Annotated in this window: 23 protein-coding genes; 17 read left to right on the top strand and 6 right to left on the bottom strand. The window is 58.8% G+C overall.

Translation table 11 applies throughout. From position 1 onward, the window contains the following. The first annotated feature begins 2 nt into the window (after positions 1–2). The 10 genes from EHN06_RS18580 to EHN06_RS18535 all read left to right on the top strand — a co-directional run bounded on the left by EHN06_RS18580 (position 3) and on the right by EHN06_RS18535 (position 11,091). Positions 3–575: a glutathione S-transferase N-terminal domain-containing protein gene (locus tag EHN06_RS18580; RefSeq protein WP_127333973.1), complete on the top strand. Its 573-nt coding sequence runs from the start codon at positions 3–5 to the stop codon at positions 573–575. 329 nt (positions 576–904) lie between these two features. Then, positions 905–2,311 (top strand): carbohydrate porin, encoded by a 1,407-nt coding sequence (locus EHN06_RS18575; protein WP_127333972.1) that lies wholly within the window; start codon positions 905–907, stop codon positions 2,309–2,311. 30 nt (positions 2,312–2,341) lie between these two features. Continuing rightward, positions 2,342–3,613, top strand: a complete 1,272-nt coding sequence (locus EHN06_RS18570; RefSeq protein ID WP_127333971.1) for an ABC transporter substrate-binding protein — start codon at positions 2,342–2,344, stop codon at positions 3,611–3,613. 125 nt (positions 3,614–3,738) lie between these two features. Then, positions 3,739–4,611, top strand: coding sequence for a carbohydrate ABC transporter permease (locus EHN06_RS18565; RefSeq protein ID WP_416332568.1), 873 nt, complete (start codon positions 3,739–3,741; stop codon positions 4,609–4,611). 62 nt (positions 4,612–4,673) lie between these two features. After that, positions 4,674–5,450, top strand: coding sequence for a carbohydrate ABC transporter permease (locus EHN06_RS18560; protein WP_416332567.1), 777 nt, complete (start codon positions 4,674–4,676; stop codon positions 5,448–5,450). Positions 5,451–5,466: 16 nt separating this feature from the next. Next, the gene (locus EHN06_RS18555; RefSeq protein ID WP_127333968.1) at positions 5,467–7,083 is read left to right on the top strand and encodes an alpha-amylase family glycosyl hydrolase; all 1,617 of its coding nucleotides are present in this window, start codon (positions 5,467–5,469) and stop codon (positions 7,081–7,083) included. 49 nt (positions 7,084–7,132) lie between these two features. After that, positions 7,133–8,269: an ABC transporter ATP-binding protein gene (locus EHN06_RS18550; RefSeq protein ID WP_127333967.1), complete on the top strand. Its 1,137-nt coding sequence runs from the start codon at positions 7,133–7,135 to the stop codon at positions 8,267–8,269. 18 nt (positions 8,270–8,287) lie between these two features. Then, on the top strand, positions 8,288–9,352 hold the full coding sequence (locus EHN06_RS18545) for a LacI family DNA-binding transcriptional regulator (protein ID WP_127333966.1): 1,065 nt from the start codon (positions 8,288–8,290) through the stop codon (positions 9,350–9,352). Positions 9,353–9,387: 35 nt separating this feature from the next. Further along, complete coding sequence (locus EHN06_RS18540) at positions 9,388–10,350, top strand: carbohydrate kinase family protein (protein ID WP_127333965.1); 963 nt, start codon at positions 9,388–9,390, stop codon at positions 10,348–10,350. A gap of 132 nt (positions 10,351–10,482) precedes the next feature. Beyond that, positions 10,483–11,091 carry a Yip1 family protein gene (locus EHN06_RS18535; protein WP_127333964.1) on the top strand — a complete coding sequence of 203 codons (609 nt, stop codon included), beginning with the start codon at positions 10,483–10,485 and terminating at the stop codon, positions 11,089–11,091. A 53-nt stretch (positions 11,092–11,144) separates the two neighbouring features. On the opposite strand, the gene EHN06_RS18530 is transcribed toward EHN06_RS18535, so the two are convergent. Continuing rightward, positions 11,145–11,768 carry a TetR/AcrR family transcriptional regulator gene (locus EHN06_RS18530; protein WP_127333963.1) on the bottom strand — a complete coding sequence of 208 codons (624 nt, stop codon included), beginning with the start codon at positions 11,766–11,768 and terminating at the stop codon, positions 11,145–11,147. A gap of 97 nt (positions 11,769–11,865) precedes the next feature. Here EHN06_RS18530 and EHN06_RS18525 point away from each other — a divergent pair, with 97 nt between their 5' ends. The 4 genes from EHN06_RS18525 to ilvD all read left to right on the top strand — a co-directional run bounded on the left by EHN06_RS18525 (position 11,866) and on the right by ilvD (position 17,135). Then, the gene (locus tag EHN06_RS18525; protein ID WP_228257353.1) at positions 11,866–12,693 is read left to right on the top strand and encodes an SDR family NAD(P)-dependent oxidoreductase; all 828 of its coding nucleotides are present in this window, start codon (positions 11,866–11,868) and stop codon (positions 12,691–12,693) included. A gap of 26 nt (positions 12,694–12,719) precedes the next feature. Beyond that, positions 12,720–13,643 carry a ferritin-like domain-containing protein gene (locus EHN06_RS18520; protein ID WP_206075685.1) on the top strand — a complete coding sequence of 308 codons (924 nt, stop codon included), beginning with the start codon at positions 12,720–12,722 and terminating at the stop codon, positions 13,641–13,643. 164 nt (positions 13,644–13,807) lie between these two features. Beyond that, positions 13,808–15,352 carry a flavin-containing monooxygenase gene (locus tag EHN06_RS18515; RefSeq protein ID WP_127333961.1) on the top strand — a complete coding sequence of 515 codons (1,545 nt, stop codon included), beginning with the start codon at positions 13,808–13,810 and terminating at the stop codon, positions 15,350–15,352. Between the two features lie 106 nt (positions 15,353–15,458). After that, positions 15,459–17,135, top strand: coding sequence for a dihydroxy-acid dehydratase (gene ilvD, locus EHN06_RS18510; protein WP_127333960.1), 1,677 nt, complete (start codon positions 15,459–15,461; stop codon positions 17,133–17,135). Here the strand turns inward: ilvD and EHN06_RS18505 are convergent. Beyond that, positions 17,119–19,278 (bottom strand): putative bifunctional diguanylate cyclase/phosphodiesterase, encoded by a 2,160-nt coding sequence (locus tag EHN06_RS18505; RefSeq protein WP_127333959.1) that lies wholly within the window; start codon positions 19,276–19,278, stop codon positions 17,119–17,121. The genes ilvD and EHN06_RS18505 overlap by 17 nt on opposite strands. A gap of 288 nt (positions 19,279–19,566) precedes the next feature. Between EHN06_RS18505 and pbpG the strand changes: the two genes are divergently transcribed. Both pbpG and EHN06_RS18495 read left to right on the top strand, forming a co-directional pair. Further along, a complete protein-coding gene (pbpG, locus tag EHN06_RS18500; protein ID WP_127333958.1) occupies positions 19,567–20,511 on the top strand; it encodes a D-alanyl-D-alanine endopeptidase in 945 nt (314 codons plus the stop codon). 34 nt (positions 20,512–20,545) lie between these two features. After that, complete coding sequence (locus tag EHN06_RS18495) at positions 20,546–21,025, top strand: asparaginase domain-containing protein (RefSeq protein ID WP_127333957.1); 480 nt, start codon at positions 20,546–20,548, stop codon at positions 21,023–21,025. Between the two features lie 6 nt (positions 21,026–21,031). On the opposite strand, the gene EHN06_RS18490 is transcribed toward EHN06_RS18495, so the two are convergent. Genes EHN06_RS18490 through EHN06_RS18480 form a run of 3 tightly spaced genes read right to left on the bottom strand, consistent with a single transcriptional unit; the run spans position 21,032 to position 23,955 of the window. Continuing rightward, complete coding sequence (locus EHN06_RS18490) at positions 21,032–21,724, bottom strand: pseudouridine synthase (protein WP_127333956.1); 693 nt, start codon at positions 21,722–21,724, stop codon at positions 21,032–21,034. Between the two features lie 2 nt (positions 21,725–21,726). Then, complete coding sequence (locus EHN06_RS18485) at positions 21,727–22,758, bottom strand: metal-dependent hydrolase (protein WP_127333955.1); 1,032 nt, start codon at positions 22,756–22,758, stop codon at positions 21,727–21,729. Positions 22,759–22,776: 18 nt separating this feature from the next. Beyond that, positions 22,777–23,955 carry a lytic murein transglycosylase gene (locus EHN06_RS18480; RefSeq protein WP_127333954.1) on the bottom strand — a complete coding sequence of 393 codons (1,179 nt, stop codon included), beginning with the start codon at positions 23,953–23,955 and terminating at the stop codon, positions 22,777–22,779. 300 nt (positions 23,956–24,255) lie between these two features. Here EHN06_RS18480 and EHN06_RS18475 point away from each other — a divergent pair, with 300 nt between their 5' ends. Continuing rightward, positions 24,256–25,137: a response regulator gene (locus EHN06_RS18475; protein ID WP_127333953.1), complete on the top strand. Its 882-nt coding sequence runs from the start codon at positions 24,256–24,258 to the stop codon at positions 25,135–25,137. On the opposite strand, the gene phoR is transcribed toward EHN06_RS18475, so the two are convergent. After that, positions 25,138–26,454 (bottom strand): phosphate regulon sensor histidine kinase PhoR, encoded by a 1,317-nt coding sequence (gene phoR, locus EHN06_RS18470; RefSeq protein ID WP_127333952.1) that lies wholly within the window; start codon positions 26,452–26,454, stop codon positions 25,138–25,140. It lies immediately after the preceding gene. Positions 26,455–26,479: the final 25 nt, after the last annotated feature.

Raw genomic sequence — 26,479 nt, 5'->3', positions numbered from 1 at the left:
ACATGAAACTGATTGGTTCGACGACATCCCCTTACGTTCGCCGTATTCGCATATTGCTGGATGAAGAACCCCATGATTTCGTCAATCTCGACATCTATGGCGAGGGGCGTGACGAACTGCGTCGCAACAATCCGGCCCTGAAGATTCCAATGCTGGTGGACGGCGATCAGGAGATTTACGATTCCCGTATTATTGCCCGTTATCTGAGCGCCATACAGTGTCGGGATCCACTGACCTGGAATCAGGAGAACCAGCTTACCCTCATAGATGCTGCCAATGATTCCGCAGTAACACTGCTGCTGTCCGAACGTTCGGGCCTTGATACTCACGCTGATGTCATGTTTTTCAATCTGCAACGTGAGCGCATCATGATGACCTTGAGAACGCTGGCGGCGATGGTCGATGATGGCCAGTTCGAGGAGTGGAATTACCCGGCGATCTGTCTGTATTGTCTGGTGGACTGGCTGGATTTCCGGGATCTGGTGAGCTTCGAGGGTGTCGAGAGCCTGCTGTCTTTCCGGGACCGTCATCGCAACGATGAACTGATTGTCGCCACAGACCCGAGAAAATCGTAACACTTTGGCAGGCCGGGTCAGACCTGGCCTGCCTTCCTGCCTGAAAAATTAAGTTAAAATTAAGTTCCCCTCAAGGTTGCAGAAGCTATCTACTGAAATTATCTTTGGTCATTACTTAATCATTTAAGTTTGTTTGCGCCCGAAGCGCAGCCAGCAAATATGATTGAGAAACAAAGACAGTTTTGGGCACATGTGAAGCCTCTTATCCATTGATGCCACAGCGGTAGTTATGAACATCGGAGTTTTTTATCACATAACTTAAAGCATTAAGTTTTAACTCAAAGCTGTGTGGAAATCAGACCTTACAAAAACAAGACGAGGTTCCAATAATGAGTTTTCGTATCACATCATGCCATTCTCCTTTGGCAACGGGAGTCACCCTGGCACTGTTTGCAAGTCTGTCGATTGGCGTCCACGCTCAGGAAAGTGTGGAAGAGCGCCTGTCAGCCCTGGAGCAGAAGTTGGCAGAGGTCGAGCCCCACGCCCGGGGTGAACAGGGTTTCTCCTTCAACACCTATGCTCGCTCGGGGCTACTTCTGAACAACGAGGGCAAAAGCGCCCCCGGTGGTCCCTACCTGACCCCCGCCGGATCCGTCGGCGGTGCCGTGGGCCGGCTGGGCAACGAACCGGATACCTATCTGGAAGCCATCCTCAACTACAAGACCGTGGCGGACAACGGCACCAAGGCCCATTACCGCCTGATGATTGCCGACTCCACCACCTCCAGCAACGACTGGACCGCCGGCGACGGTGCCCTGAACGTGCGTCAGGCCTATGTCGAATTCAGCGACCTCGCCAGCTTCACCGGTATTTTCGAGGATGCCTCGATCTGGGCCGGTAAGCGCTTTGACCGGGACAACTTCGACATCCACTGGCTCGACAGTGATTTTGTGTTCCTGGCGGGTACCGGTGCCGGTATCTACGACGTGACCTTCAGTGACTCGGTTCGCTCGAACTTCTCACTGTACGGTCGCAGCTTTCTGGACTTCCCATCCGACCCGGACAGCACCGAAGGCACCTCGGACACTGACAACCTGGTCCTCACTGCCAACAACTATTTCGGCAACGTTCAGTGGATGATCAACGGCATGTCCGCTGCGGACAACGATGAGCGTGTTGTCGGCGGTGTTATGGAAGCGGCCGACACCGGTGTGAACACCATGCTGGCCTACCACGGCGACAGTTTTTTCGGGGTTTCCGATGGCAACTTCAAGGCAGCGCTGCTGCACGGCCAGGGCCTTGGGGCCGAGGTCAAGAACATCGGCGCCGATGGCAACCTGCATGAAGACGCCGCCAGTACCCGTGTGGCTGTCTACGGCACCACAAGGTTGAGCGATAGCTGGCGTCTCGCCCCGATGATCATGGCGGAAACCAGCAAGGACCGTTATGTGGAAGGGGATGAGTACCAGTGGCTGACCATCAACACCCGCCTGGCCAACGAACTGAGCGCCAACTTCGAGATGCAGTACGAGGCCTCCTGGCAGGTCATGGACCTCAACGCCGAGGGTTACGAGGGACGCAGTGACGTGGACGGCGACTACGCCCGCTTTACCATTGCACCGACCTTCAAGCCTCAGGTAGGCGGATTCTGGAATCGTCCCGAGATCCGCGTATTTGCCAGCTATTCTACCTGGGACGACGAGCTCAATGGTTTTGATGGCGGCGACGCCCTCGGCCAGGAGGACTTTGCCAGCAGCCAGTGGACCTTTGGTACCCAGATGGAAATCTGGTTCTGATACTGACAATAACAAAATGAGGTAAGCATCATGTTCAGATTCCGTGGACTTCAGTGGATTCTAGGTGGTCTCGCCGTCAGCCTGCTGGCCGGTGGCCTACAGGCTAAAACGATCACCATTTCCTGTGGCGCCGTCGGGGCAGAGAAGCAGCTTTGCGAAGAAGGTACCCGGGCGTGGTCGGAGCAAACCGGCCATGAGGTCAAGATTGTCTCTACCCCAAACTCGGCCACCGAACGCCTGTCGCTGTACCAGCAGCTGTTTGCCGCCCGCTCCGGTGATGTGGATGTGTTCCAGATCGATGTGGTCTGGCCCGGTATGTTGGCCAGTCACCTGGTGGACCTGTCGGAGTACACCGACGGGGCAGAAAGTGGTCACTTCCAGGCGCTTGTGGCAAACAACACGGTGGATGGCCGTCTGGTTGCCATGCCCTGGTTTACCGACGCCGGTGTCCTGTATTACCGCAAGGACCTGCTGGAAAAGTACGGCCTGCAGACGCCGGAGACCTGGCAGCAACTGACCGATACCGCCAAAACCGTGATGACCAAAGAGCGCGAGGCCGGCAATGACCGCTTCTGGGGGTATGTCTGGCAGGGCAGGGCTTACGAGGGGCTGACCTGCAATGCGCTTGAGTGGATTGCCAGCTTTAATGGCGGCACGATTGTCAACGGCGAGGGTGAAGTTACCGTCAACAATGAGCAGGCTGCAGAGGCGCTTGGGCTGGCCAGTACCTGGATTGACGGCATATCGCCCCGCAGTGTGCTGAACTACACCGAGGAAGAGGCGAGGGGTGTGTTCCAGTCCGGTAATGCGCTGTACATGCGCAACTGGCCCTATGCCTGGAGCCTTGCCCAGAGTGAGGACAGCCCGGTCAAGGGCAAGGTGGGGGTTGTTGCTTTGCCCCGCGGCGGCGAGGACGGCCGGCACGCCGGTACGCTGGGTGGCTGGCAGCTGGCGGTGTCGAAATACTCGGAAAATGTGGACGAAGCCGCCGCTCTCGTGAACTTTCTGACCAGCTATGAAGAGCAGAAGCGCCGCGCCATTCAGGGCAGTTATAACCCGACCATTCCGGACCTGTATCAGGACGAGGAAGTGCTTGCGGCGGTTCCGTTCTTTGGTGAACTGTTCGAAACCTTCAAGAATGGTGTTCCCCGGCCTTCCTCGGCGACCGGAGACCAGTATGGCCGGGTCAGCAATGCCTTTTTCAACGCCACCCACGATGTGCTGGCGGGCAAGGCCGAGCCGGAACAGGCGCTGAGCAAGCTTGATGCCCAACTGAAGCGGCTCGGACGTCGCGGCTGGTAATGACCATGGCTGATCCGACCTTTACCTCAGCAAACGCGGACGCGGGCGAGCAGTCACTCGCCCGGTCCGTTTCCCCTACACGGCGGCACAACAGGGTGCATCGTCAGCGCCTGCGTGCGGCCTGGATGTTTCTGATCCCGATGCTGGTGGTACTGGCGGCAGTAGCCGGCTGGCCCCTGATGCGCACCATCTGGTTCAGCTTTACCGATGCCAGTTTCTCGGATATCAGCACCTACAGCATGATCGGGTTCGAAAACTACCTGGTGTACGACAACGGCGCCTGGTACGGCGTGCTGGCGGATCCAAGCTGGTGGCGGGCGGTCTGGAATACGCTGTTCTTCACGGTGGTTTCCGTGGGAGCTGAAACGGTGCTGGGGCTGATTATCGCCCTGACCCTGAATGCCCAGTTCCGGGGGCGCGGCCTGATCCGCGCCGCCACCCTGATTCCCTGGGCCATTCCCACCATTGTGTCGGCCAAGATGTGGGGCTGGATGCTCCACGATCAGTTCGGGATCATCAACGACCTGCTGATGACCCTGGGCGTGATCGCTGAGCCGTTGAACTGGACGGCCAATTCGGACCTGTCGATGTGGGCGGTGATCATGGTGGACGTGTGGAAAACCACGCCCTTTATGGCGCTGCTGACGCTGGCGGCGCTGCAGATGCTGCCGTCGGACTGCTACGAGGCGGCCAAGGTGGACGGCATCCACCCGGTGCGGGTGTTCTTCCGCGTTACTTTGCCGCTGATCTATCCGGCACTGATGGTGGCGATCATCTTCCGGGTTCTGGATGCGTTGCGGGTGTTCGATGTGATTTACGTGCTCACCTCCAACAGCGAGGACACCATGTCGATGTCGGTTTATGCCCGTCAGCAACTGGTGGAATTCCAGGATGTGGGTTACGGCTCGGCGGCCTCGACCGTCCTGTTCCTGATCATCGCCCTGCTGACCATTAGCTACCTTTACCTGGGGCGCAAACAGTTCGGAGGTGATGCATGAATCGCAAACTGTTCAGGAAAATTGTGGCGAAAACCGGGTTTGGTCTGCTGCTGGCTGCGATCATGCTGTTCACGGTGTTCCCCTTCTATTACGCGATCCTGACGTCGTTCAAGAGCGGCTCCGAGCTGTTCAACATTGATTACTGGATCACCACCTTCAATTTCGAGAACTACCAGGCAGTGCTGGGGCAGAGTTCGTTCGTATCCAGCATCTGGAATTCCATCCTGGTTGCAACCTCCGCCGTCGCCATTGCCATGGTGTTTGGCCTCACCGCGGCCTACGCCCTTGGGCGGGTGCATTTCCGCGGCCGGGGAACGGTGCTGATGATTGTGCTGGGAGTTTCCATGTTTCCCCAGGTGGCGGTGTTGTCCGGCCTCTTCGAGGTGATACGGGCGTTCAACCTCTACAACGATCCGTTGTCCCTGGTGTTCTCCTACACCATTTTTACCCTGCCGTTCACCGTCTGGGTATTGACCACCTTCATGCGCCAGCTGCCGAAAGAGCTGGAAGAGGCCGCCATTGTGGATGGCGCGTCACCGGTGGTCACCCTGTTCAAAGTGTTCATCCCGTTGATGGGACCCGCCATGGCCACCACCGGACTGCTGGCGTTTATCGCCGCCTGGAACGAGTTCCTGTTTGCGCTGACCTTCACGCTGACAGACGACCAACGCACGGTTCCGGTGGCCATTGCCCTGATTACCGGCGGGTCCCAGCACGAATTGCCCTGGGGGCACCTGATGGCAGCGTCGGTGATTGTCACCGTGCCACTGGTGGTCCTGGTACTGATTTTCCAACGTCGAATTGTGTCCGGCCTGACGGCGGGCGCGGTCAAAGGTTAACCGAGGAGTTATGTGTATGAGCCAGTCACAGCCCTGGTGGAAGGGGGGCATTATCTACCAGATCTATCCCCGCAGTTTCATGGACAGCAACGGGGATGGCGTTGGTGACCTCAAGGGGGCAACTGAAAAGCTGTCCTATGTGGCATCGCTGGGGGTGGATGCCATCTGGCTGTCGCCGTTCTTTACCTCGCCGATGAAGGACTTTGGCTACGATGTGTCCGACTATCGGGGTGTGGATCCCCTGTTCGGCACCATGGAGGATTTCCGGGCACTGGTCAGCGAGGCCCATCGCCTGAACCTGAAGGTCATCATCGACCAGGTCATCAGTCACACCTCGGATGCCCACCCCTGGTTCGAGGAAAGCCGCCGCAGCCGCGATAACCCCAAGGCGGACTGGTTTGTCTGGGCCGACCCCAAGCCGGACGGCACGCCGCCCAACAACTGGCTGTCGATCTTCGGTGGCAGTGCCTGGGCCTGGGATACCCGGCGCGGGCAGTATTATCTGCACAATTTCCTGGCGAGCCAGCCGGACCTCAACTTCCATAATCCGGAGGTGCGCCAGGCCAATCTGGATAACATGCGCTTCTGGCTGGAGCTGGGGGTGGACGGTTTCCGGCTGGACACCGTCAACTTCTATTTCCACAACCAGAGCCTGGCGGACAACCCGGCGGTGCCGGCCGGGGAAACCAAGACGTTTGTGGCCAAGGGGGTGAACCCCTACACCTACCAGCGCCATGTGAATGACCTGAGCCAGCCGGAGAACATTGGTTTCCTCAACGACCTGAGGGCGCTGATGGACGAGTACCCGGACACCACCCTGGTGGGGGAAATCGGCGACGATAAACCCCTGGAGCGGATGGCGGAATATACCGCCGGCGATGATCGCCTTCATATGGCGTATTCATTCGACCTGTTGTCTGATCGCCATGGCCCGGGCTATGTGCGGGAAGTGGTGCGAAGCTATCAGCAGGGGCTTGGTGATGGCTGGCCCTGCTGGGCCCTGAGCAACCATGACGTGGTGCGGGTGGTTTCCCGCTGGGCTGATGGTGGCGAGGACCTGCGGCTCTATCCGCGTGTGCTGATGGCATTGTTGCTGTCCTTGCGGGGCAGTGTATCCCTGTATCAGGGTGAAGAGCTCGGTCTTCCGGAAGCGTCGGTTCCCTACGAGGAACTGCAGGACCCCTACGGCATCAGTTTCTGGCCGGAATTCCGCGGCCGCGACGGATGCCGCACACCGATCGTGTGGGAGCCACTGCCCAACGGTGGGTTTACCTCAGGGAAACCCTGGCTGCCCGTGGACCAAGACCATCTGGAGTTCGCTGTCGGCCTACAGGAGGCGGACCCCAACTCCACGCTCAACGCAGTGCGCAAGCTGATCCACTGGCGCCAGCAGCAGCCTGCGTTGATTCGTGGCGACCTGACCGTTCTTGACGATACGGGGGATGCCCTGTGCTGGACCCGGGAAACCAGCGAGCAGTCCCTGCTGGTGGCACTGAACCTGACCGGTAGTGAACTACGACTGCCATTGCCCTGCAGGACTTCCCGGCCACTGGAAGGTCATGGCTTCCATGGCTATCTGGACGGCGACGAACTGGTGCTGCCACCGTATCAGGCATTTTTCGCGGAAACGTAAAACATCCGGGCCCGGTCCGTAGGCCGGGCCCAACAGAGGAGTCTCCACCATGGCTTGTGTGGAACTGAAAAAAATCAACAAGACCTTTGGCAACATTGAAATCATTCCCAGCGTGGACCTGCGGGTTGAAGACGGTGAATTTGTGGTTTTTGTCGGCCCCTCGGGCTGCGGCAAATCCACACTGCTGCGTCTTATCGCCGGGCTGGAAGAACCCACGGCCGGGGATATCGAGATCGCCGGTGAAGTGGTCACCGACCTGTCTCCGAAGGAGCGGGGCGTGGGCATGGTGTTCCAGTCCTACGCGCTGTACCCGCATATGTCGGTGTACGAAAACATTGCCTTCGGGCTGAAACTGGACAAGGCCAACAAGGGCAGGGTCCGGGAGTGGGTGGAAAAGACAGCGGAGGTACTCCAGCTCACCAGCCTGCTGCAGCGCAAACCCCGTGAACTGTCCGGCGGCCAGCGCCAGCGGGTAGCCATTGGCCGGGCCATGGCCCGGGAACCGAAAATCATGTTGTTCGATGAACCCCTGTCCAACCTCGATGCCAGCCTGCGTGTGCAAATGCGCACGGAAATTGCGAAGCTGCATGACCGGCTGCAATCCACCATGATCTATGTAACCCACGACCAGGTCGAAGCCATGACCCTGGCCGACAAGATTGTCGTGCTGAACGGTGGCCATATCGAGCAGGTTGGCACGCCCTACGAACTATACGAAACACCAGCAAGTCTGTTTGTGGCGGGATTCATCGGCTCACCGAAAATGAACCTGATTCCTGCTTCCATAAAGGCTACAAACCCGGGCCGATCCGTAGACGTTGAGGTTTGTGGCATGGGAACGGTAACGGTAGAGCGGGATGCCTCTCACGTGGCAGAGGGCGCCGCGATGACTGTCGGGCTGAGACCCGAGCATATCCGGCTCTCGCCATCGGGGCCGAATGCAGACCTGGAAGTGGTGAATGTGGAGTATCTGGGCAACGAGGCTTATGTCTATCTGGAAATGCCCGGTATGAACGATCTGGTGGTGGTTCGTGAATCGGTGCCCTGTCAGATCAGGGCGGGCCAAAGGGTTGCCCTGGACGCCGAACCTGAACGTTTGCACGTTTTCGATACCGACGGTCACAGCCTGCCGCGCGTGAGGCTGCATATGGAAGACGATTCGGTGCAGCAAGCCGCAAGTAACTGATGCATGGGCCTGTAAGTAATGGAAACAACAAACCGGAATAACCGGCCAAAGCGGTTGACCGTCAAGCTGATGGCCGAGAAGCTCAATGTGTCCACCGCCACTATCTCAAACGCCTTCAACCGGCCGGACCAACTGTCGGAGGCCCGCCGCCGTTGGATCCTGGAGGAATGCAAGCGCCATGGCTACCTGGGCCCTAACGCCGCCGCCCGCAGCCTGAGAACCGGACGCACCGGTAATGTCGGGGTCATGCTGGCGGACAATCTGGCCTACAGCCTGACTGATCCTGTGGCCAGCGAGTTCCTCCATGGCCTGGCGGAGGTTTTCGACCAGCGGCAAATGAACATGCTGTTGTTGTCCAGCCAGGAAAACGATGAACACCGTAGCCGGGTGCAGGAAGCGATGGTGGATGGCTTCATTGTTTATGGCTGGCTGAAAAAGGGGCGAACCTACGAGCGCCTGTTGCAGCATGGCAAGCAGATGGTGGCCGTTGACTTTGATCTGGAGGGATGTACCTGGGTCAACATAGACAACTACGAAGGGGCCCGATGCATTGCCGAGCATGCGCTCAAACAGCCACCGACAAACGTGGCCATTATGGGGTTGAGGCTGGTGGATACCGATCGGGTCTGCCGCATTCGTGACCAGGAGTTGTTCAACGAAACACGGGCCATTTCCGTGCGTCGGCTCCGTGGCTACCTGGATGCGCTGGAAGCGGCTGGCCACAAGGTGTCATCGGACAGGATCTGGTCCACGCCCACCAACACTCACCAGGATGCCTATCAGGCCGCCCGCGAAGCACTCACCAGCATGCCGCGCCCTGACCTGATGTTATGCATGAGTGACCGGATCGCCCTGGCAGCCATCCAGGTGGCCCTGCAGATGGGGCTGAAGGTGCCGGAAGACGTGCGCATTGTCGGCTTTGACGGCATTCCGGAAGGGGCCAACCTGCATCCCTCACTGACAACCATGTACCAACAAAGTGCCGAGAAAGGTCGTACCGCCGCTCAGATTTTCCTGGGCGAGAAGGAAGACCGGAACGTGCTGCTGCCAACCTGCCTGCTGGTGCGGGAGAGTTGTCCATAACCGGCAACCGGGAAAATACTCTGAGGAGAACCAACGTGACGGATGTGCTCTGTTTTGGTGAGGCACTGATTGATATGCGCGGTGAAACAGTGTCGGGACGGCGACGGTATATTCCGCAGCCCGGTGGTGCCCCGGCCAATGTAGCCGTTGGCGTCGCCAGGCTCGGCGGTAGTTCTGGTTTTGTCGGGCAGGTGGGGGCGGACGTGTTTGGTAACGACATTGTGAGCGCCCTGAGCGAATACGGCGTTGATGTGTCGCACACTCGCCAGACCGCGAAGGCGATGACGGCGCTGGCCTTTGTCACCCTCGACCATAAGGGTGAGCGCAGCTTTGCGTTTTACCGAACCGGGACGGCGGACCTGCTCTATGAGTCCGCAATGTGTCCGGATGAATTGCTGGAGAGCAGCCGTATTATCCATGTTTGCTCAAACACCCTGACTGCGCCAGACATCCGGCAGACCACCTTTGCAATGATGCGGCGGGCCAGGGAGCACGGTTGCCTGGTCAGTTTTGATGTGAACTACCGGCAAGCACTCTGGCCTGATGGCGAAGTGCCGGCGCCACATATCCTGAAGGCCGCGGGTATGGCGGATATTGTCAAATTCAGTCGTGAGGAACTGGAGGCGCTGTTCGGCGAAGGGGCCGACCTCTCAGGCGACCTGTTGAAAGAGGGCGTTCGGCTCTTGCTGGTTTCGGACGGAGCGGGGCCGCTACAGGCCTACAGTCCGGGCCGGAAAGTCATAGTACAGCCACCGACGGTTGAGGCGAAGGATACCACGGCGGCCGGTGATTCATTCGTTGCTGGTTTACTGTATGGACTTGGCAGGCAGGTTGCTGACAGCATGGCCTTCAACGACTGGCTGGAAAAACCGGGCAACATTGAAGCGGCACTGGCATTCTCCGCCCGGTGCGGCGCATTCGCTGCCATGCATTACGGTGCGTTCGAAGCCCTGCCAACTCTCCCCCAGTTGCAGCGCCTGGTGCCGGAAACCATCTGAATTTCATACCCCTGCGGCTTTTCCTTCTGCAATTCTTGACTATAGTTAAGTACAGGCAGGGCCTGATCTGCTCATGCGGACAGGACGTAATTACGTATACAAACAACAATACCAACCCAAGGGGGTCGAGCTATGCTCCTGAATCATGCGTTTGGACTGTTTACCCACCCGGACAGTGAGTGGGCAGAAATCCGCAAGGAACATGCGCCTCCCAGAAGACTCTACGTTGCTTACGTACTGGTCCTCGCCGCTATCGCGCCGATCTGCGCCTACGTCTCTACTGCGCACTTTGGCTGGACCGTGGGTAACGATCGCCTGATCAAACTGACGGAAATCAGCGCCATGCAGCTCAGTATCCTGACCTATCTGGCCATGCTGGTGGGTGTGTTTGCACTGGGTTACGCGATCAACTGGATGGCCAGGACATACGGGGCCGTGGAAGAGCATGTGCCCTCCAATGGTATTGCCCTGGCAGCATACTCCTGCACCCCGTTGTTCCTGGCGGGATTTGCCCTGTTGTACCCGGTGCCCTGGTTCAACGCCATCGTATTCCTTGTCGCTGCCTGTTACGGCGCCTGGCTGATGTACGACGGGCTACCCATCGTGATGGGAATCGAGAAGGAGCGCGCGGTGATGTACGGCGGTGCGCTGCTGACGGTGGCACTGGTTATTCTGGTGTCTACCCGTGTCGGGTCGGTCCTGATCTGGAATATGGGTTTTGGGCCCGTGTTCACCAACTGAATGGTGCCCGTCTCACCCACGCGCCATTGCGGCTGGTTCGGGCGACTGGCTGATCAATGGCGCTCTGGCGCAACAAGAGCCATCTCACGCTCGGTGTAATGGCTCACCATATCCGCCAGGCCTCCCGCCAGCTCATCGAAAGTGATGGGCGGTGCCGGATCACACAGGTGCCGCACCACGGAATAGATACCGCCATTGATCATGATGTAGCTCATGGTCGGGATGTTGCGGATCTTCAGTGTTTCCGGGTGATGCATCAGGTACTGGGTCACCAGTTCCGACAGGGTTTTCTGCAGTGGTTCCACGTGTTGTTCAAAGTCCAGCGCCATGGCGTAGCGTGCGCATTTGAGATAACGCTCGTTGTCGGCCTGGAGGAAGTCCCGGAAGTGTCCGAGTAAATCCAGCACGGCCTCCTTTATCGGTTTCCGAACAATGGTCGGGATCAGCGGCTGGATCATGGCAATAGTGTCGGCCACGAAGCGCTCGCTCATCACCTGGAAGATCTCTTCCTTGTTCTCGAAGTATTCATACAGGGACCCCACGCCAACCCCAGCAATATCAGCAATTTGCCGGGTTGTTGTGGCGGCAGGCCCACGCTCGGCCATGGCGATGAATCCGGCTTCGACAATGGCGTCCACGGTGGCTTTGGCGCGTTGCTGAACAGGTTTTCTGGCCATAATTTTTTCCGAATTGAATCCGAACAAGCGTTCACTTTATCGTGGGTTGATCATTCACTGTTAATTGAAGTGTAGGTATTCCATGTTCGGAAGTCGTTTGCCCAACAAACCCAGCCGTGGCGCCGCTGCGGTCGTAACCGGTGCCGGTAGTGGTATTGGCCGCGCCTTTGCACTGGAAATCGCCCGCCGGGGCGGTTCCGTTCTGTGCTCGGACATTAACCTGGCAACCGCCGAGGAAACCGTGGCGCTGGTCGACGAGCTGGGCGGTCAGGCCTGGGCGTTCAAATGCGACGTCAGCAAGCTCAATCAGGTGGAAGCACTGGCCGAGGAGGCCGAGCGGGTGTTGCCCGAGCCGGTCAGCCTGGTCATCAATAATGCCGGTGTCGGTGTCGGTGGCAAGCCCGTAGGGGAAGCCCCAATGGCGGACTGGAAATGGACGCTGGGGATCAACCTGTGGGGGGTGATTCACGGCTGCCATGTGTTTACCCCGAAACTGAAGCAACTTGGCCACGGCGGCATCATCAATGTGGCGTCCACCGCCAGCTTCTCGGCGGCTCCGCTCATGGGAGCCTACAATGTCACCAAGGCCGGCGCACTGGCGCTGACCGAAACCATGGCGGCGGAGCTGGCCGGTTCCGGTGTCTCGGTGACCGCCCTGTGCCCCACGTTGGTGAAAACCAACATCAAGGCCAACGGTCGCATTGTCGGCGAGTCATCAAAGCTGTTTGACCGCCTGATGGACCGTTTCGGTATGCCGCCTGAGCGGGTGGTGAACGACGCCCTGAATGCCCTGGACCGGGGCGACCTCTACGTTATGCCGCAGTTCGATGCGCGTATGATCTGGCGTGCCAAGCGTCTGATTCCGCGCACTTATGCCCTGGGAACCGGGCTGATCAACCGATTTGGCGTCAGCCGGCTGCACTGAACAGACAATCCGAAGGGAGACGGCTCGTGGCCAATATTGATCTCGACAAAATGCTCGAAAAAATCAAGGGCAGCCAGTGGGCCCTGGCTGATATCGACTGGGACGCGCCGGGCGCGGACAAGATCAGCCCGGAGCAGTGGCCCAAGCTCAAAGCGTTCATGTCGGACCTGATGTGGATCGAGCACGTGGGCGCCCGGGGATTTGCGGCGATGGCCAAGAAGGCCCCGACCGATACTCTGCGGGAGATCTACACCTATTTCCACGCCGAGGAGCAGCGCCACGCCAACGCCGAGATGGCGCTGATGCGCCGGTGGGGCATGCTGGACGGGGATGAGTTGCCGGAGCCGAACATCAATCTGCGGCTGACCATCGAGTGGCTGGATCGCTACAGCGATGACATGCCGCTGGAGGTGTTGGGTTCGGTGATTCCGATGCTGGAGATTGCCCTGGACGGCGCATTGCTGAAGTTCCTGCTGGAGGAGGTGGACGATCCCCTGTGCCATGAGGTATTCGAGAAGATCAACGCCGATGAGGCGCGCCATCTGGGTGTGGATTTCCATGTTATGGAGATGCTGGGGCGCGGCAGGATGCATCAGTTGGCGGTGAAGGCGATTGGTACGGTGGCCAATCCCAAGCTGATTCTTGGTGTGCTGGCCTATGCGCCGCTGCTGAACAAGATGCGGGACAACATTGTCGCCATGGGGCTGAAGGAAGAGCGCCTGTATGAGGCGATGAACAAGTATGAGCGGATTGGCGGGCGTACGGTGGAAGGGCGTCGTAATCCCTGGTTCCAGATTATCAGTCACCACGGGAAGATGGTGGTGAACCGGTCGCACCCTTATCACCTGCCGGTGGATGCGTTGGTGAAGTTGACCGGTTATATCCCCAGTCGAGTGGTGGGGCCGGTGCCCACCTGGGTTCGCGGGCTGACCTGGCGTACGACGGCCTGACTTTGTTGGCCCTGAGCTGCGGAGCATGGCAAGGGCTGGGGGGCCTTTTCTTTCGGGAAAAGAACTCGCTGCGCTCAGACACCTTTGTCCCTGCAGAAAAGGAACCCCCAGCCCTCGCCTTTCGGCATTGGAGAGGGGCCGCTGTTTGAAAGTGAGAGAGTGTTATGACCAGTGTTGTTGAGAAAGCCAGGACTGCTCCGCGTGGAAAGAAAGCGACTCGGAAGGCGGCTGCTGAACCGGTTAAGCAGGATGTGCATGTTCATGAGGTGCTGATCGTCGGCGCGGGCTTTGGTGGTCTTGGTACGGCGTTGCGGTTGCAGCAGGATGGTATCCGGGATGTGGTGATTCTGGAGCGGGCCGATGAGATTGGCGGTACCTGGCGGGACAATACCTATCCGGGGGCGGCCTGTGATATTCCGTCGAATCTGTATTCGTTTTCGTTTGCGCCGAATCCGGACTGGTCGCGGAGTTTTTCCGGCAGTGGGGAGATTCTGAAGTATGTTCATTATCTGGCGGATTCGTTCAATCTGCGGCGGATGGTAAAGTTCAATCAGGATGTCACGGGGCTGGAGTACAGCGAGAAAGAGGGTGTGTGGACGGCGTCGACGGCGACGGGTGGTACTTTCCGGGCACGTTCGGTGGTGATGGCTCAGGGGCCGTTGTCGAATCCGGGGCTGCCAAAGATTGAGGGTATTGAGTCGTTCAAGGGCCACACGGTGCACAGTGCCCGTTGGGATCACGATTACGATTTTACCGGTAAGCGGGTGGCGGTGATTGGCACCGGGGCCAGTGCGGTGCAGATTATTCCGGAGCTGGTGAAGCAGGCGTCGAAGCTGAAGGTGTTTCAGCGTACGCCGGGCTGGGTGTTGCCGAAGCCGGATTTTGCCACCCCGGGCTGGAACCGGGCGTTGTTCCGCAAGGTGCCGGCCAGTCAGGCGGCGGTGCGCAAGGCACTGTATCTGGGCCATGAGTCGGTGGCGCTGGGTATTGTCTGGAATTCGCCGCTGACGCGGGTGGTGGAGAAGGTGGCCGAGGCGCACCTGAACCGTCAGGTGAAGGATCCCTGGATGCGCCGTCAGCTGAAGCCGGATTTCCGTATTGGCTGCAAGCGGGTGTTGATGTCCAGTGACTATTACCCGGCGCTGCAGGCGGATAACTGCGAGCTGATTACCTGGCCGATCGCCAGGATCAGCGAGAATGGCATCCGTACCGCCGAGGGCATTGAGCATCAGTTCGACTGCCTTGTGTTCGCCACCGGCTTCGATGTCAGCAACGCCGGTACGCCTTTCCCGGTCAAGGGGGTGGGTGGTCGTGAGCTGGGTAAGGAATGGCGGCGCGGAGCCCAGGCCTACAAGAGTATCAATGTGTCCGGTTACCCCAACCTGCACATGATCTTTGGCCCCAACTCGGGACCGGGCCATAACTCGGCGCTGGTGTATATGGAGTCGCAGATTGAGTACATCCTCAAAGCCGTGCGGGTGCTGCGTTCCCTGGAGATCAAGGCGCTGGATGTGAAGTCCCACATCCAGGCCCGCCATAACCGGGAGATCCAGAAGCGGCTGGCGAAGACCAACTGGAATTCTGGCTGCAAGAGCTGGTACCTCACCGAGGATGGCTTCAATGCCACCATGTATCCGGGGTTTGCCACCCAGTATGCGCGGCAGATGTCGTCCCTGGAACTGAAGGATTATGCGCTGATCCGCGCCTGATGGCGTTGTTGTGAGCGGGTTTTTCTGACAATCTGAATTAACTGAGCCCTGTCTGGTAGTCGGACAGGGCGTTTTTGATTGTTTGGATACCAGCAAGGAGACGTCGATGACCGAGGACAAGCGCCGTCGTTACTCGGCCCCGGTAGTGGACGGGCTTGGCAAATCCGCCAGCCGTGCCATGTTGCGGGCCGTGGGCTTTACCGATGAGGATTTCCGCAAACCCCAGGTGGGCATTGCGTCGACCTGGAGTAACCTGACCCCCTGCAATATGCACATCAACCGTCTGGCGGAAGAATCGGCCGCCGGAGCTGACGATGCTGGTGGCAAGGCTCTGATTTTCAACACTATCACCGTGTCCGACGGCATCGCCAATGGTACCGAGGGCATGAAGTACTCCCTCGTATCCCGCGAGGTCATTGCCGATTCCATCGAAACCACCGCCGGCTGCGAGGGCTTTGATGGTCTGGTGGCCATCGGCGGCTGTGACAAGAACATGCCGGGCTGCATCATGGGGCTGGCACGACTGAACCGGCCGTCGGTCTTTGTCTATGGCGGCACCATCATGCCCGGGGAAAACCACACCGACATTATCTCGGTGTTTGAGGCGGTAGGCGCCCACGCCCGTGGCGATCTGGACCTGATCGAGGTGAAGCAGATCGAGGAAACCGCGATACCGGGGCCGGGTTCCTGTGGCGGTATGTACACCGCCAACACCATGGCATCGGCCATTGAAGCCATGGGCATGAGCCTGCCGGGCAGTTCGGCGCAGAACGCGGTGTCCGATTCCAAGGCAGAGGATTGTCGTGCCGCCGGGGCGGCGGTGCTGAATCTTCTGGAGAAGGACATCAAGCCCTCGGATGTGATGACACGGGAGGCGTTCGAGAACGCCATCACCGTGGTGATTGCCCTGGGCGGCTCCACCAATGCGGTGCTGCACCTGCTGGCCATGGCCAGTACCGTGGGGGTCGAGCTGTCACTGGACGATTTCGTGGAGATCGGTAAGCGGGTGCCGGTGCTGGCGGATCTGCGCCCCAGCGGTCATTACATGATGTCCGAGCTGGTCGCCATCGGCGGTATCCAGCCGCTGATGAAGATGTTACTGGAGCGTGGGCTGCTGCACGGCGACTGCCTGACGGTGACCGGCCAGACCCTGGCGGAAAACCTGGCGGACGTGGCGCCGTATCCGGAAGGGCAGGACATCATTCATGCCTTCGACAACCCCATCAAGGCCGACAGTCACCTGCGGATTCTGTTTGGCAACCTGGCGCCAACGGGGGCGGTAGCCAAGATTACCGGTAAGGAGGGCACCCACTTTACCGGCCGCGCACGGGTGTTCCATTCCGAGGAGGAGGCCCAGGAGCGGATTCTCGATGGCACGGTGGTGGCCGGTGATGTGCTGGTGATCCGTTACGAGGGGCCAAAAGGGGGGCCCGGCATGCGTGAAATGCTGAGCCCCACGTCGGCGATCATGGGCAAGGGTCTGGGCAGCGATGTGGCACTGATTACCGATGGCCGGTTCTCCGGTGGCAGTCACGGCTTTGTGGTTGGCCATATTACCCCGGAAGCGGCTGAGGGCGGTCCGATTGCCCTGGTGGAAGACGGCGACACCATTACCATCGACGCGGTGACCAATCGCATTGAGCTGGATATATCAGAGGCCGAGCTGGAGAAGCGGCGCAAGGCCTGGAAAGCCCCGGAACCACGCTTTACCCGTGGTGTGCTGGCGAAGTACGCCCGTACTGTCAGTTCCGCGTCCCTTGGTGCGGTTACGGATCTGCCCTGAGCCGTTCCGGACGGCCCCAGTAGTATCCCTGGCCATGGAGGCCAGGGAACTGCTGAAGCCAGGCCGCGATAGCTTCGTCTTCCACGCCTTCAACGACCACGTCCAGATCCAGCGCTTCGCCCAACTCCAAGGCGGCGCGAAAAACACGCTGGCGGGCCGGATGGTCCAGAATGTCTTCCAGAAAGCTGCGATCAATCTTGAGTTCGTCCAGGTCAAAACTGGCCAGCGTACCCAGGGAGGAATGGCCGGTGCCGAAGTCGTCCAGGGCGATGCGGAAGCCCCGTTGGCTGAGTGTGTGGATCATGGTCCGTGCGGATTCTGGATCCGCCATCATCGCGGTTTCGGTAATTTCCAGGATAAGGTCACGCGGCTGCATGTTGTGGCGGGCAATGATGTCCATCGCCTCATGGTCAAACCGCGGGTGGGCCAGGTCTTTGGCTGAGATGTTAACGGCGACTGCGATGTTCTTGCCGTAACGCAAGATCAGCCGCTGGTAGTCACCGCAGGCCTGGTTGATGACCCATAGCGTCACCGGATGGATCATGCCCACCTGCTCGGCCAGGGGAACCCAGTGATCCGGAGGAACCTTGCCAAACTCGGGATGATGCCACCGGATCAGTGCCTCCACGGAGCTGGTTCGCTCGTCACGAATGCCCACCTTGGGCTGATACTCCAGCCACATACTGCCATTGGTCAGGGCATCCTCAATATCCAGCATCAGTATTTGCTGGCGGTACTGCCATTCCGCAATGGATGGGTCGTACTCGCACAGGGGCTGGTCACCACTGAGCGAGGCGAAACCGGCGGAAGACAGGACGCCTGCAGCATCGGGGCCGTGTTCCGGGGCATGGGCAATGCCCACCGATGGACTCCATGAGAAGGCAAAGCGCCCTTCGCGGAAATGTGTCCCAAGCCATGCCGTCAGCTCGTTCATGATGTGTTGATCGGGCTCACGCTCATCCTGTCGGTAAAAGGCAAAGGCGTGGTTGACCGTGTCGATGCTGGCCAGGGCGTGTCCGTTAATCCTCACCAGGCGGGAGTCAAAGGTGCGCTCGAGGAAGCGGCTCATGCGGCGCAGGTAGGTTTTCAACAACTCCTCGGCCGTGCGATAGCCCAACGTCTGCTCTATTTCGTTGAACCTTTGCAGGCGTACCAGGCACAGGGTGTAGGGAATCTTTTTGCTGCTGAGGGTCTCGAGAGACTCTTCCAGTATCGCGCGGTTGGGTTTACCGGTCACCCGGTGAGTCTTCAGCAGGTGGTCGTAATCCTTCTCGATCTGGGCCCTGAGCTGCCCCTCCTGACGAGCGCGGACATCGGCGCTGAGGCGCTTTTTGCGTTCTTCAAGCAATAATCGCCCGACGCCACTGGTCAGCACCAGCGATGCCATGGCGGCACCAAGAAAGAAAGCCGAATCCGTCAAACTGTTAACAGGGACCCATCCGATGGTACGCAGCGATGACACGGTGGCACCGATGAGAATGGCCAGGATCGACAGGCCGTAATAGCGGGCGTAGACATGGTGTCGGAGTTGGCGCGCCACCACCGCAAGGATAAAGAGGCCGGTCAGGGATGCCAGCACCAGCAGTGAGCCTTGTCCCGGAAAGGGGAAGCCCAGGGGCATTACAATTGCCAGGGCAAGGGCGGCCAGGCTGGCTCCGTTAAGTATTGATGAGACCGGTCGGGAAATGGTTAGGAAGTGGGGCGTAAACTGGCACAGGGCAATCAGGCACAACGGCAGGGAGATACTGAGCAGGGCGTTGAACTGGGGCCAGTTGGACCATAGGAACCAGAGCCCGAAACCGTCCATGACCAGTTGGCTGTGCATGACTCCGACCATCAGTACGCTTAACCAGGCCAACCCGGGCCGGCGAAGCATAATGACGATACTGATGTTGAACAACAGGGCGAAGGTCAGTAGACCGCCAATAAAAGCCTTCCACGCCAAGGTGAAAGCCGTATGGCCGAGGATGCTTTCCAGTCCATGGACGGATGCGGACAGGATTGAGGTGATGGTCAGTCCGTATGCCAGACCAAGACCCAGAAAGCTGAGGGGCAGCCAGCGCCGGAGCAATCCTGGTATACGCTGCCAACTATGGGCAGGAAAGGCACCTGGATCAGTTTGCTGGTTCGCCAATGGGTCCATTCAGGGGGTGCGCCGCTTAGTTAAAAGGTGACTGTTACACAGTGATAACAAATGTAAATATTGTGTAACATTATGAATTAAAAGAAATTTTACTTTATTTTATAGTATTTTGCATTTGCTGTTTAAAACGAATGAGCGAAAAATGTGACGATGCACGCAGGAAGCGGACACCGTAACTGTGAAGGAGGATTAATCCTGGCGTGGGGGAGAGGGGGTCCCTGTCCGGATTTCGCTGGTATAGTAGGCGGCACTTTTTCACCATCGAAGACATTCATCCGAGGTAGATTGATGTATCGAAGCGTCCTGTCTGGCCTGATGTGCCTGATGTTCACTTTTGCCATGTCCAAAGCCCAGGCCCATGAACAAAGGTCGGAATCGCTACAGCTGGCTTCCGTTAACGCGGCGGCGGCCTATGCCGGCAGTACCGAACTGGTAGTCGACAAGCATGCAGACAGGATTGTGCCGATTGCCTCCATCACCAAACTGATGACGGCCCTGGTTGTGATGGAATCCGGAGAGCCGTTGAACGAATGGCTGGAATTCAGGGAACGCCACATACCAGCGGCAGCCAATGCATACACCCGCATTCGGGTGGGGTCCGAGATGCGCCGCGCGGACATGTTGCGGGTTGCGCTGATGTCATCGGAGAACTTTGCGGCTTACACGCTGGCCCGTCACCATCCCGGAGGCTATGACGCGTTTGTCCGGGCGATGAACGAGAAAGCCCTGGAACTGGGCATGACCCGCACGAGTTTTGTGGATCCAACCGGGTTGTCGGTGGATAACACGTCCACGGCAGCCGACCTGATCAAGCTGGTGAATGCTGCTGCGAAATACCCGCAGATCGGCGATTACTCCACCACCCGTTACTATACTGGCCAGTTCCGAAAGCCTCGTTACAGTCTGTCGTTTGGCAATACCAATGCCCTGGTGCACCGGGACAGCTGGGGAGTCGGGTTGAGTAAAACCGGTTATCTGTCGGAGGCTGGGCGTTGTCTGGTCATGATGTCCAATATGAACGGTGAGCAGGTGGTAACCGTGTTGCTCGATTCGCTGGGTACCCGCTCGCCGATGGGAGATGCGGGCCGCATTCGGCGCTGGCTGGACACCGGGGCTGTCGGTCAGGTGGCAGCGGCGGCGAGGGCGTACGAGCAGGAAAAGAATGCGGCTTATACCGCTGCCCGAAAGCCTGATACAGCGTCAGGTGAGCAATCGACGGCAGGTGTGAATTGATACTGAAAATCAGGGGTACACGAGGGTTCAGCCAGTGATTCAGATAGTGACAACCGGTGGCACCATCGACAAGGTGTATTTTGATGCCAACAGTGAGTTTGAGGTTGGTGATTCCCTGTTGCCGGAATTACTGAGTGAATCCAATATTCACGACGGTTACCAGATCACCGGGTTAATGAGGAAGGATAGCCTTGAGATAAATGATGATGATCGGGAGCTGATACGTCAGACGGTGGCGTCATCGGAGTGCGCCCAGATTCTGATCACCCATGGTACCGATACCATGGCAGAAACTGCCCAGGCTCTGGCGGCGATTAATACTAAAACCATTGTGCTTCTGGGAGCTATGCAGCCAGCCAGGATGCGCCGCAGCGATGCGGTCTTCAATCTGGGGTTTGCCTGGGCGGCGGTCCAGTTGTTACCGGCAGGCGTCTACATTGCGATGAATGGCGAGGTGTTCGAGGCGGGTGCGGTGCGCAAGAATCTGAAGGCCCAGCGGTTCGAGCGTATCTGAACAGCTTCAGGGAATGCTGTTGATTTCTTCCTCGGTCAGCGCCCGGAACGCACCGGGTGGCAGGCTGCTATCCAGTTCGATGGCACCGATGCTGAGCCGGTGTAGGGCCTCCACCCGATTCCCCGTGGCGGCCAGCATGCGCTTCACCTGATGGTAACGTCCTTCGGCGATGGTCAGTTTGATCTCGTAATCACTGACGCGCACGACTTTGGCCGGTTTGGTGGGTCTGGGATCATTCCTGAGTTCCATTCCCCCCCGCAATTGTTGAAGAGCGGTTTCGGTCACCGGATCGCTGAGGGTCACCCTGTAGGTCTTGGGGCACTTTACCCGGGGCGAAGTCACGCGGTGAGACCACTGGCCATCGGATGTCAGTAGCAGTAATCCGGTGGTGTCCGCGTCGAGGCGGCCGGCGATATGCAGGTCCTGCCGCAGATTGGCGGGCAACAGGTCCAGAACCGTGGGGTGGTCGCTGTCGGTGGTTGCGCTTACCACGCCTTCGGGTTTGTTGAGCATCAGGTAGCGGTCGCCGGGCAGGGCCAGGAACTCATCGTCCAGGGTGACTCTGGCGTCGGTGCTGATATGGGTGGAAACCTGACGGCACGGCTGGCCGTCCACAATCACGCGCCCCTGCCCGATGACCCGTTTGGCTTCTTTGCGGGACAAGGGCGTTGTACTGGCAATGAACTGGTCAAGTCGCATAGTCAGGAGCAACCTTCTCCCGGGGGCGGCAATTCCAGGCTGGCCAGGCACAGGACCGGTGCTGTGCCGGTCAATCTGGCCCACAGGGCACCCAGTAGCTCCCGGCGCAGGACAGCGCGATCCTGACGATAACTGGCGTAGGGCTCCAGGCCATTGCCATTGTCTACCGCGAGCACGAAGGTAAACGGGTGCGCGCCGGGCACCCCCAGTCGGACATCGGTAGCCAGCAGTAGGCCGTCAACCTGTTCGTAATGGAGAAATCCTTCGGTAAACCATTCCAGCCGCTGTCCTTCTTCCAGTGCCTGCGCCTGTTCAGCCAGCACCGGATCCCGGGGAAACTCCTCAAGGGTCAGCGGAGCGTCGCCGTCGAGGAAGCCGGTGACTATCTCCACCCGACGATCATCACTGATGGCGGTGACACGCCAGAGGATGGTGTTGAACGGCATGGGCTGGACCATGCGCGGTGCATCGCCGAGTCCTGCCTCTGCCAGTGCCGGCTCGACCCGGCTGGCGATCATCTGTTGTGCCAGTAACGTCCACCCGAGATACAGCGTGGAAACGCCAAGGCCTGCCATCAGGCGTCGTGGTGCCGCCGGATTCACCAGGAAGCACGCTATGGCTAACAGCAAGGGCAGGGTATACAGCGGGTCGATGATAAAAACGCTGTGCAGGGCGATGGGCGGCCCCAGTGGCCAGAACAGCTGGGTACCATAGGTGGTGAAAATGTCCAGCAGGGGATGGGTAACCAGTATCAATCCGGTCAGTAGCAACCAGCGTCGGTAACTGATCACCGGCTTCCAGCGCCACAGCACCCATGCCAGCAGGACAGAGAGTGGTACCAGGATAAACAGCGAGTGAGTGAATCCCCGATGCTGGGTGAAATTGGCCACGGCGGTGCCATAATCGATAACCACGTCGAGGTCCGGAAGGGTGCCCAGTGCCGCGCCTATCACCAAAACTGAACGTCCCAGCGCCCTGCCGGCCACCGTTCCTGCAATGGTGGCCCCGAGGGCAGCTTGTGTTATCGAGTCCATGGGCTCACATTCTCATCATCAGAGATCGAGTTCGAGTCGGGAAAAGACAGGCTCTCCCGGGTAGCCATCGGCAACCATGCCGTGGCTCGCCTGAAAACTGCGGATGGCGGAACGCGTGGCGGGCCCCATGATGCCGTCGGGTTCGCCACTGTCAAAGCCTTTGTCATTCAGCGCCTGCTGCAGGGCCAGTATGTCTGCCCTGGACAGGTTGGGCTGGTCTTCCGGTGGCGGGTTCTGCAAGTTGCCGGCACCGGCGATCCGGTCCGCCAGGTGTCCCACGGCGATGGCATAGAATTCCGAGCGGTTCCAGCCCATGATGACGTTGAAATTCCGATAGGCAAGGAAGGCCGGTCCACGGTGGCCAGATGGCACCACCAGCGCGGCCTTGATCGGTTCGTCGGCAAGAGGGTCGCCAAAGGCATCGGTGACACCAAGGGCATTCCATTCGTCCAGCGTGAGTCGCCGGCCGTCGGCCAGTTCATAGTTGAAACCATCCGGAAGGATCACTTCGCGCCCCCAGCGATAATCGCTGTCCCAACCCAGGTCCTGAAGAAATTTACCGGCGGACATCATCGCATCCGGCAGGCTGTTCCACAGGTCCCGCTTGCCGTCCCCATCGGCGTCCACGGCGTGTTTCAGGAACACTGTCGGCATGAACTGGACGTGACCCATGGCGCCGGCCCAGGAGCCTTCCATCTGTTCGGCGGGGATCGCGCCTTCGTCAATAATCTGCAGGGCGGCGGTCAACTGCTCGGTAAAGAAGCGGCTCCGGCGAGGATCGCAGGCCAGGGTTGCCAGGGAGCTGGGTACCGACATTTTACCGAAGTAAGTGCCGAAGTTGGTTTCCAGGCCCCAGAAGGCCAGCAGGTACGGGGCGGGCACCCCGGTTTCCCGGGTGACATCGGCCAGCAGTTCCCGGTGCTCCAGTAACAGTGAGCGCCCCGTACTGATCCGGTCGTCATTGACCCGACGGTTCAGGTAATTGGCGAAGGTGGTGGTGAACTCCGGTTGCCGGCGATCCAGTTCGATCACCCGGTCCAGATGCTCTACCTGCGCAAGCACTTTGGTGGCCGTTGTTTCCGCTACCCCGGCGTCAATGGCGTGGGCCTTGAGGCGGGTAAGGCATGCCTGGAAATTGTCACCGGGATTGGTATTGGAATATGCCGGAAGTGAAAAGATGGCAAGGATACCAGTCATGGACAGGTAACGGAGGATCCTTTTGCCGGGGGTAGTCCCTGATTGTCTCTTAAACACGCGAAACCTCAGTGTGGGTGGCGGTTGGTGAGGTGTCCAATGGGAATGGACCAAACCATGGTAGCCTTTTTTTTGCCAACGGAAATACCGGTTTGGGCCTCTAAGGGTGACAATTCTTTAACCCGTCAGTTCCTTTGCTGATGAATTGTGGTGTTTTTGTAGCACGGGGGTTCCTCGTTGCCTGCTTTGCTCTATAGTTTGGTCGTAAAGTTCCTATGGTTGGTAGCGATAAGGTCGGGAAATATGGCAACGCTGAAGGCGCTGGTGGTTGATGACGCCAGCTTTGTCCGGGATCTGGTGAAACGAACCGTACGCCAGCGCTTTCCCGTGATTGAAACCACCGATGCCCAGAACGGCCGCAGGGCTCAGTCACTGATGTCCCGTACGGTGTTTGACCTGATCCTCTGCGACTGGGAAATGCCTGAAATGTCAGGTCTGGAACTGCTGCAATGGATGCGTCAGCAACCCCAGTACGAGAAAGTGCCCTTCATTATGATCACCAGTCGTGGTGACAAAGACCATGTGGTCGAAGCGGTCAGGGAGGGGGTGTCCGAGTACCTTGGCAAGCCGTTCAGTCCTGATGGCCTCAGTAAAAAGATCATCAAGGTCATGGGGCGAAAGCTGCAGGATGCAATGAGCCGCGGCGGCAAATCCATGGAGGGGCCGGCGGACGCTTTTAAGGAATCCGCCGCCCTGTTGACCCGGAAGCGGGAGCCGGCACCGGAGCCTGTGGCGCGGGATGCGCGACCGGCGGCCTCGCCATTGCTGAAGGCAACGGGTGGCGGTAAAGCACCGGCTGCGCGCGGCGTGACGAGTATGGCGTCGATCCGGTTTGCCGAAAGCACACTCACATCCGTGGTCAAGGACATTAATCTGACTGAGGTCCGAGTTATTGCCAGGCGTGACCAGCAGTTTCCTGGCATTCTTGACCAGGCGGTGGTGGATATCGAGATTGCGGAAGACCAGATGGCCAGGCTGAACGGCTACGTCCACCAGTTGCAGGCTGTCGACAAGCGTCAGGACACCGACTTTGTCAGCGTTACCATCCGTTTTGTCGATGAGGACCCGCAAAAAATGGAAGAGTTGTCGCGCTTTATCGCACGCTTCCGTGCTGGTGGCCGCTGATCAGGAAACCTTCTCGGGTGCCCGCTCCACCAGTCTCTCCCTTGGGAAATGGCAGATGAACTCGCTGCCGTCGCCAATCCGGCTGCGGATCTCCAGGTTGCCGTCGTGGTTCAACAGGACGTGTTTGACGATCGCCAGGCCCAGGCCGGTACCACCGGTTTCCTGGTGGCGGCTGGGGTCGGCGCGGTAGAAACGTTCGGTCAGACGGGGGATGTGCACCGGGTCGATACCAATACCGGTATCCCGAACCGACAGGTGAGCGCCCTCGCGATTTGCGCTCCATGTGACGGTGATATGACCTTTCGCCGGTGTGTACTTCACGGCATTGAACACCAGGTTGGAGAAGGCACTGCGCAGCTGACTTTCATCGCCTTTCAGCAGCCGGTGATCGGTGATGTTGACACTGAATTCATGCTGTTTGTCCCCGCTCAGGGCTCTGGCATCGTGACAAATCTGGTGGAGCAGGGCTTCGACATCGGTCACGTTATCGTTGACGGTTTGCTCCCCGGTTTCAATCTTTGACAGCAGGATCAGGTCGGTAATCAGGGCCTCCATGCGGGAGGACTGTTGTGCCATGGTGTTGATAGCGCGTCGCCACTTGGGGGGGAGGTCGTCGGCGTTATCCACCAGGGTTTCGAGATAGCCGCTGATCACCGTCAGGGGCGTTCGCATCTCGTGGGATACGTTGCCCACGAAATCGCGACGCATCTGTTCCAGTTGGTAGAGCCGGGTGACGTCCTTGGCGACGATCAGGCGATCGTCGTCTCCGAACAGGCTGATCTGGATCTGCAGGCGAATGTGCGGTTTGGCCGGTGAGTGGATCTCCAGCGACTCCCGATAGTCCCGGGCATCAAAATAGGCCTTGAACGCCGGGGTGCGTATCAGGTTATGGATGTACTGGCCCCGGTCGGTATTGCGACGAAAGCCCAGCAGGTATTCCGCGGAGCCATTCCACCATTCCATGGTACCATTGGCGTCGGTCATGATAACGCCGTCACGCATGGCATTGGTGGATTCCTGCACCCGGTTGATCTGGGCTCTCAGACGGTCCTGCAGGCGCAGGTGGTTCTGGTGCAGTTTGTGGAGGCTGTCAAAAATATCCCCCCACATGCCCACGCTCTGCGGTGCCTCGCCGGTACCTCCGGGATTGCCAAGCCACTGATACAGCCTCTTGGCCTGAGCCAGCGTCCACCAAAGATAGCCTATCAGGCCGGCAGTTAAACCGTATACCGGGTAACCAAAGAACGCTCCGGCAACAGTGCAGACGATCAGGAAACCGATGATCAGGCGCAGATATCGTGACCAGTTGTTTTGCATGCGGCAGCCTTACGCTTGAAGTGGT

This window comes from Marinobacter sp. NP-4(2019), assembly GCF_003994855.1.
Taxonomy (GTDB): domain Bacteria; phylum Pseudomonadota; class Gammaproteobacteria; order Pseudomonadales; family Oleiphilaceae; genus Marinobacter.
Note: the sequence above shows the minus strand (reverse complement) of the source record. Positions and strands in the feature narration are given on the sequence as shown.

What these genes read in the sequence shown, in the direction of transcription:
- EHN06_RS18580 (WP_127333973.1), top strand. Translation starts at nt 3, where the DNA reads ATGAAACTGATTGGTTCGACGACATCCCCTTACGTTCGCCGTATTCGC.
- EHN06_RS18575 (WP_127333972.1), top strand. Translation starts at nt 905, where the DNA reads ATGAGTTTTCGTATCACATCATGCCATTCTCCTTTGGCAACGGGAGTC.
- EHN06_RS18570 (WP_127333971.1), top strand. Translation starts at nt 2,342, where the DNA reads ATGTTCAGATTCCGTGGACTTCAGTGGATTCTAGGTGGTCTCGCCGTC.
- EHN06_RS18565 (WP_416332568.1), top strand. Translation starts at nt 3,739, where the DNA reads ATGTTTCTGATCCCGATGCTGGTGGTACTGGCGGCAGTAGCCGGCTGG.
- EHN06_RS18560 (WP_416332567.1), top strand. Translation starts at nt 4,674, where the DNA reads ATGCTGTTCACGGTGTTCCCCTTCTATTACGCGATCCTGACGTCGTTC.
- EHN06_RS18555 (WP_127333968.1), top strand. Translation starts at nt 5,467, where the DNA reads ATGAGCCAGTCACAGCCCTGGTGGAAGGGGGGCATTATCTACCAGATC.
- EHN06_RS18550 (WP_127333967.1), top strand. Translation starts at nt 7,133, where the DNA reads ATGGCTTGTGTGGAACTGAAAAAAATCAACAAGACCTTTGGCAACATT.
- EHN06_RS18545 (WP_127333966.1), top strand. Translation starts at nt 8,288, where the DNA reads ATGGAAACAACAAACCGGAATAACCGGCCAAAGCGGTTGACCGTCAAG.
- EHN06_RS18535 (WP_127333964.1), top strand. Translation starts at nt 10,483, where the DNA reads ATGCTCCTGAATCATGCGTTTGGACTGTTTACCCACCCGGACAGTGAG.
- EHN06_RS18530 (WP_127333963.1), bottom strand. Translation starts at nt 11,768, where the DNA reads ATGGCCAGAAAACCTGTTCAGCAACGCGCCAAAGCCACCGTGGACGCC.
- EHN06_RS18515 (WP_127333961.1), top strand. Translation starts at nt 13,808, where the DNA reads ATGACCAGTGTTGTTGAGAAAGCCAGGACTGCTCCGCGTGGAAAGAAA.
- ilvD (WP_127333960.1), top strand. Translation starts at nt 15,459, where the DNA reads ATGACCGAGGACAAGCGCCGTCGTTACTCGGCCCCGGTAGTGGACGGG.
- EHN06_RS18505 (WP_127333959.1), bottom strand. Translation starts at nt 19,278, where the DNA reads ATGGACCCATTGGCGAACCAGCAAACTGATCCAGGTGCCTTTCCTGCC.
- pbpG (WP_127333958.1), top strand. Translation starts at nt 19,567, where the DNA reads ATGTATCGAAGCGTCCTGTCTGGCCTGATGTGCCTGATGTTCACTTTT.
- EHN06_RS18490 (WP_127333956.1), bottom strand. Translation starts at nt 21,724, where the DNA reads ATGCGACTTGACCAGTTCATTGCCAGTACAACGCCCTTGTCCCGCAAA.
- EHN06_RS18485 (WP_127333955.1), bottom strand. Translation starts at nt 22,758, where the DNA reads ATGGACTCGATAACACAAGCTGCCCTCGGGGCCACCATTGCAGGAACG.
- EHN06_RS18480 (WP_127333954.1), bottom strand. Translation starts at nt 23,955, where the DNA reads ATGACTGGTATCCTTGCCATCTTTTCACTTCCGGCATATTCCAATACC.
- EHN06_RS18475 (WP_127333953.1), top strand. Translation starts at nt 24,256, where the DNA reads ATGGCAACGCTGAAGGCGCTGGTGGTTGATGACGCCAGCTTTGTCCGG.
- phoR (WP_127333952.1), bottom strand. Translation starts at nt 26,454, where the DNA reads ATGCAAAACAACTGGTCACGATATCTGCGCCTGATCATCGGTTTCCTG.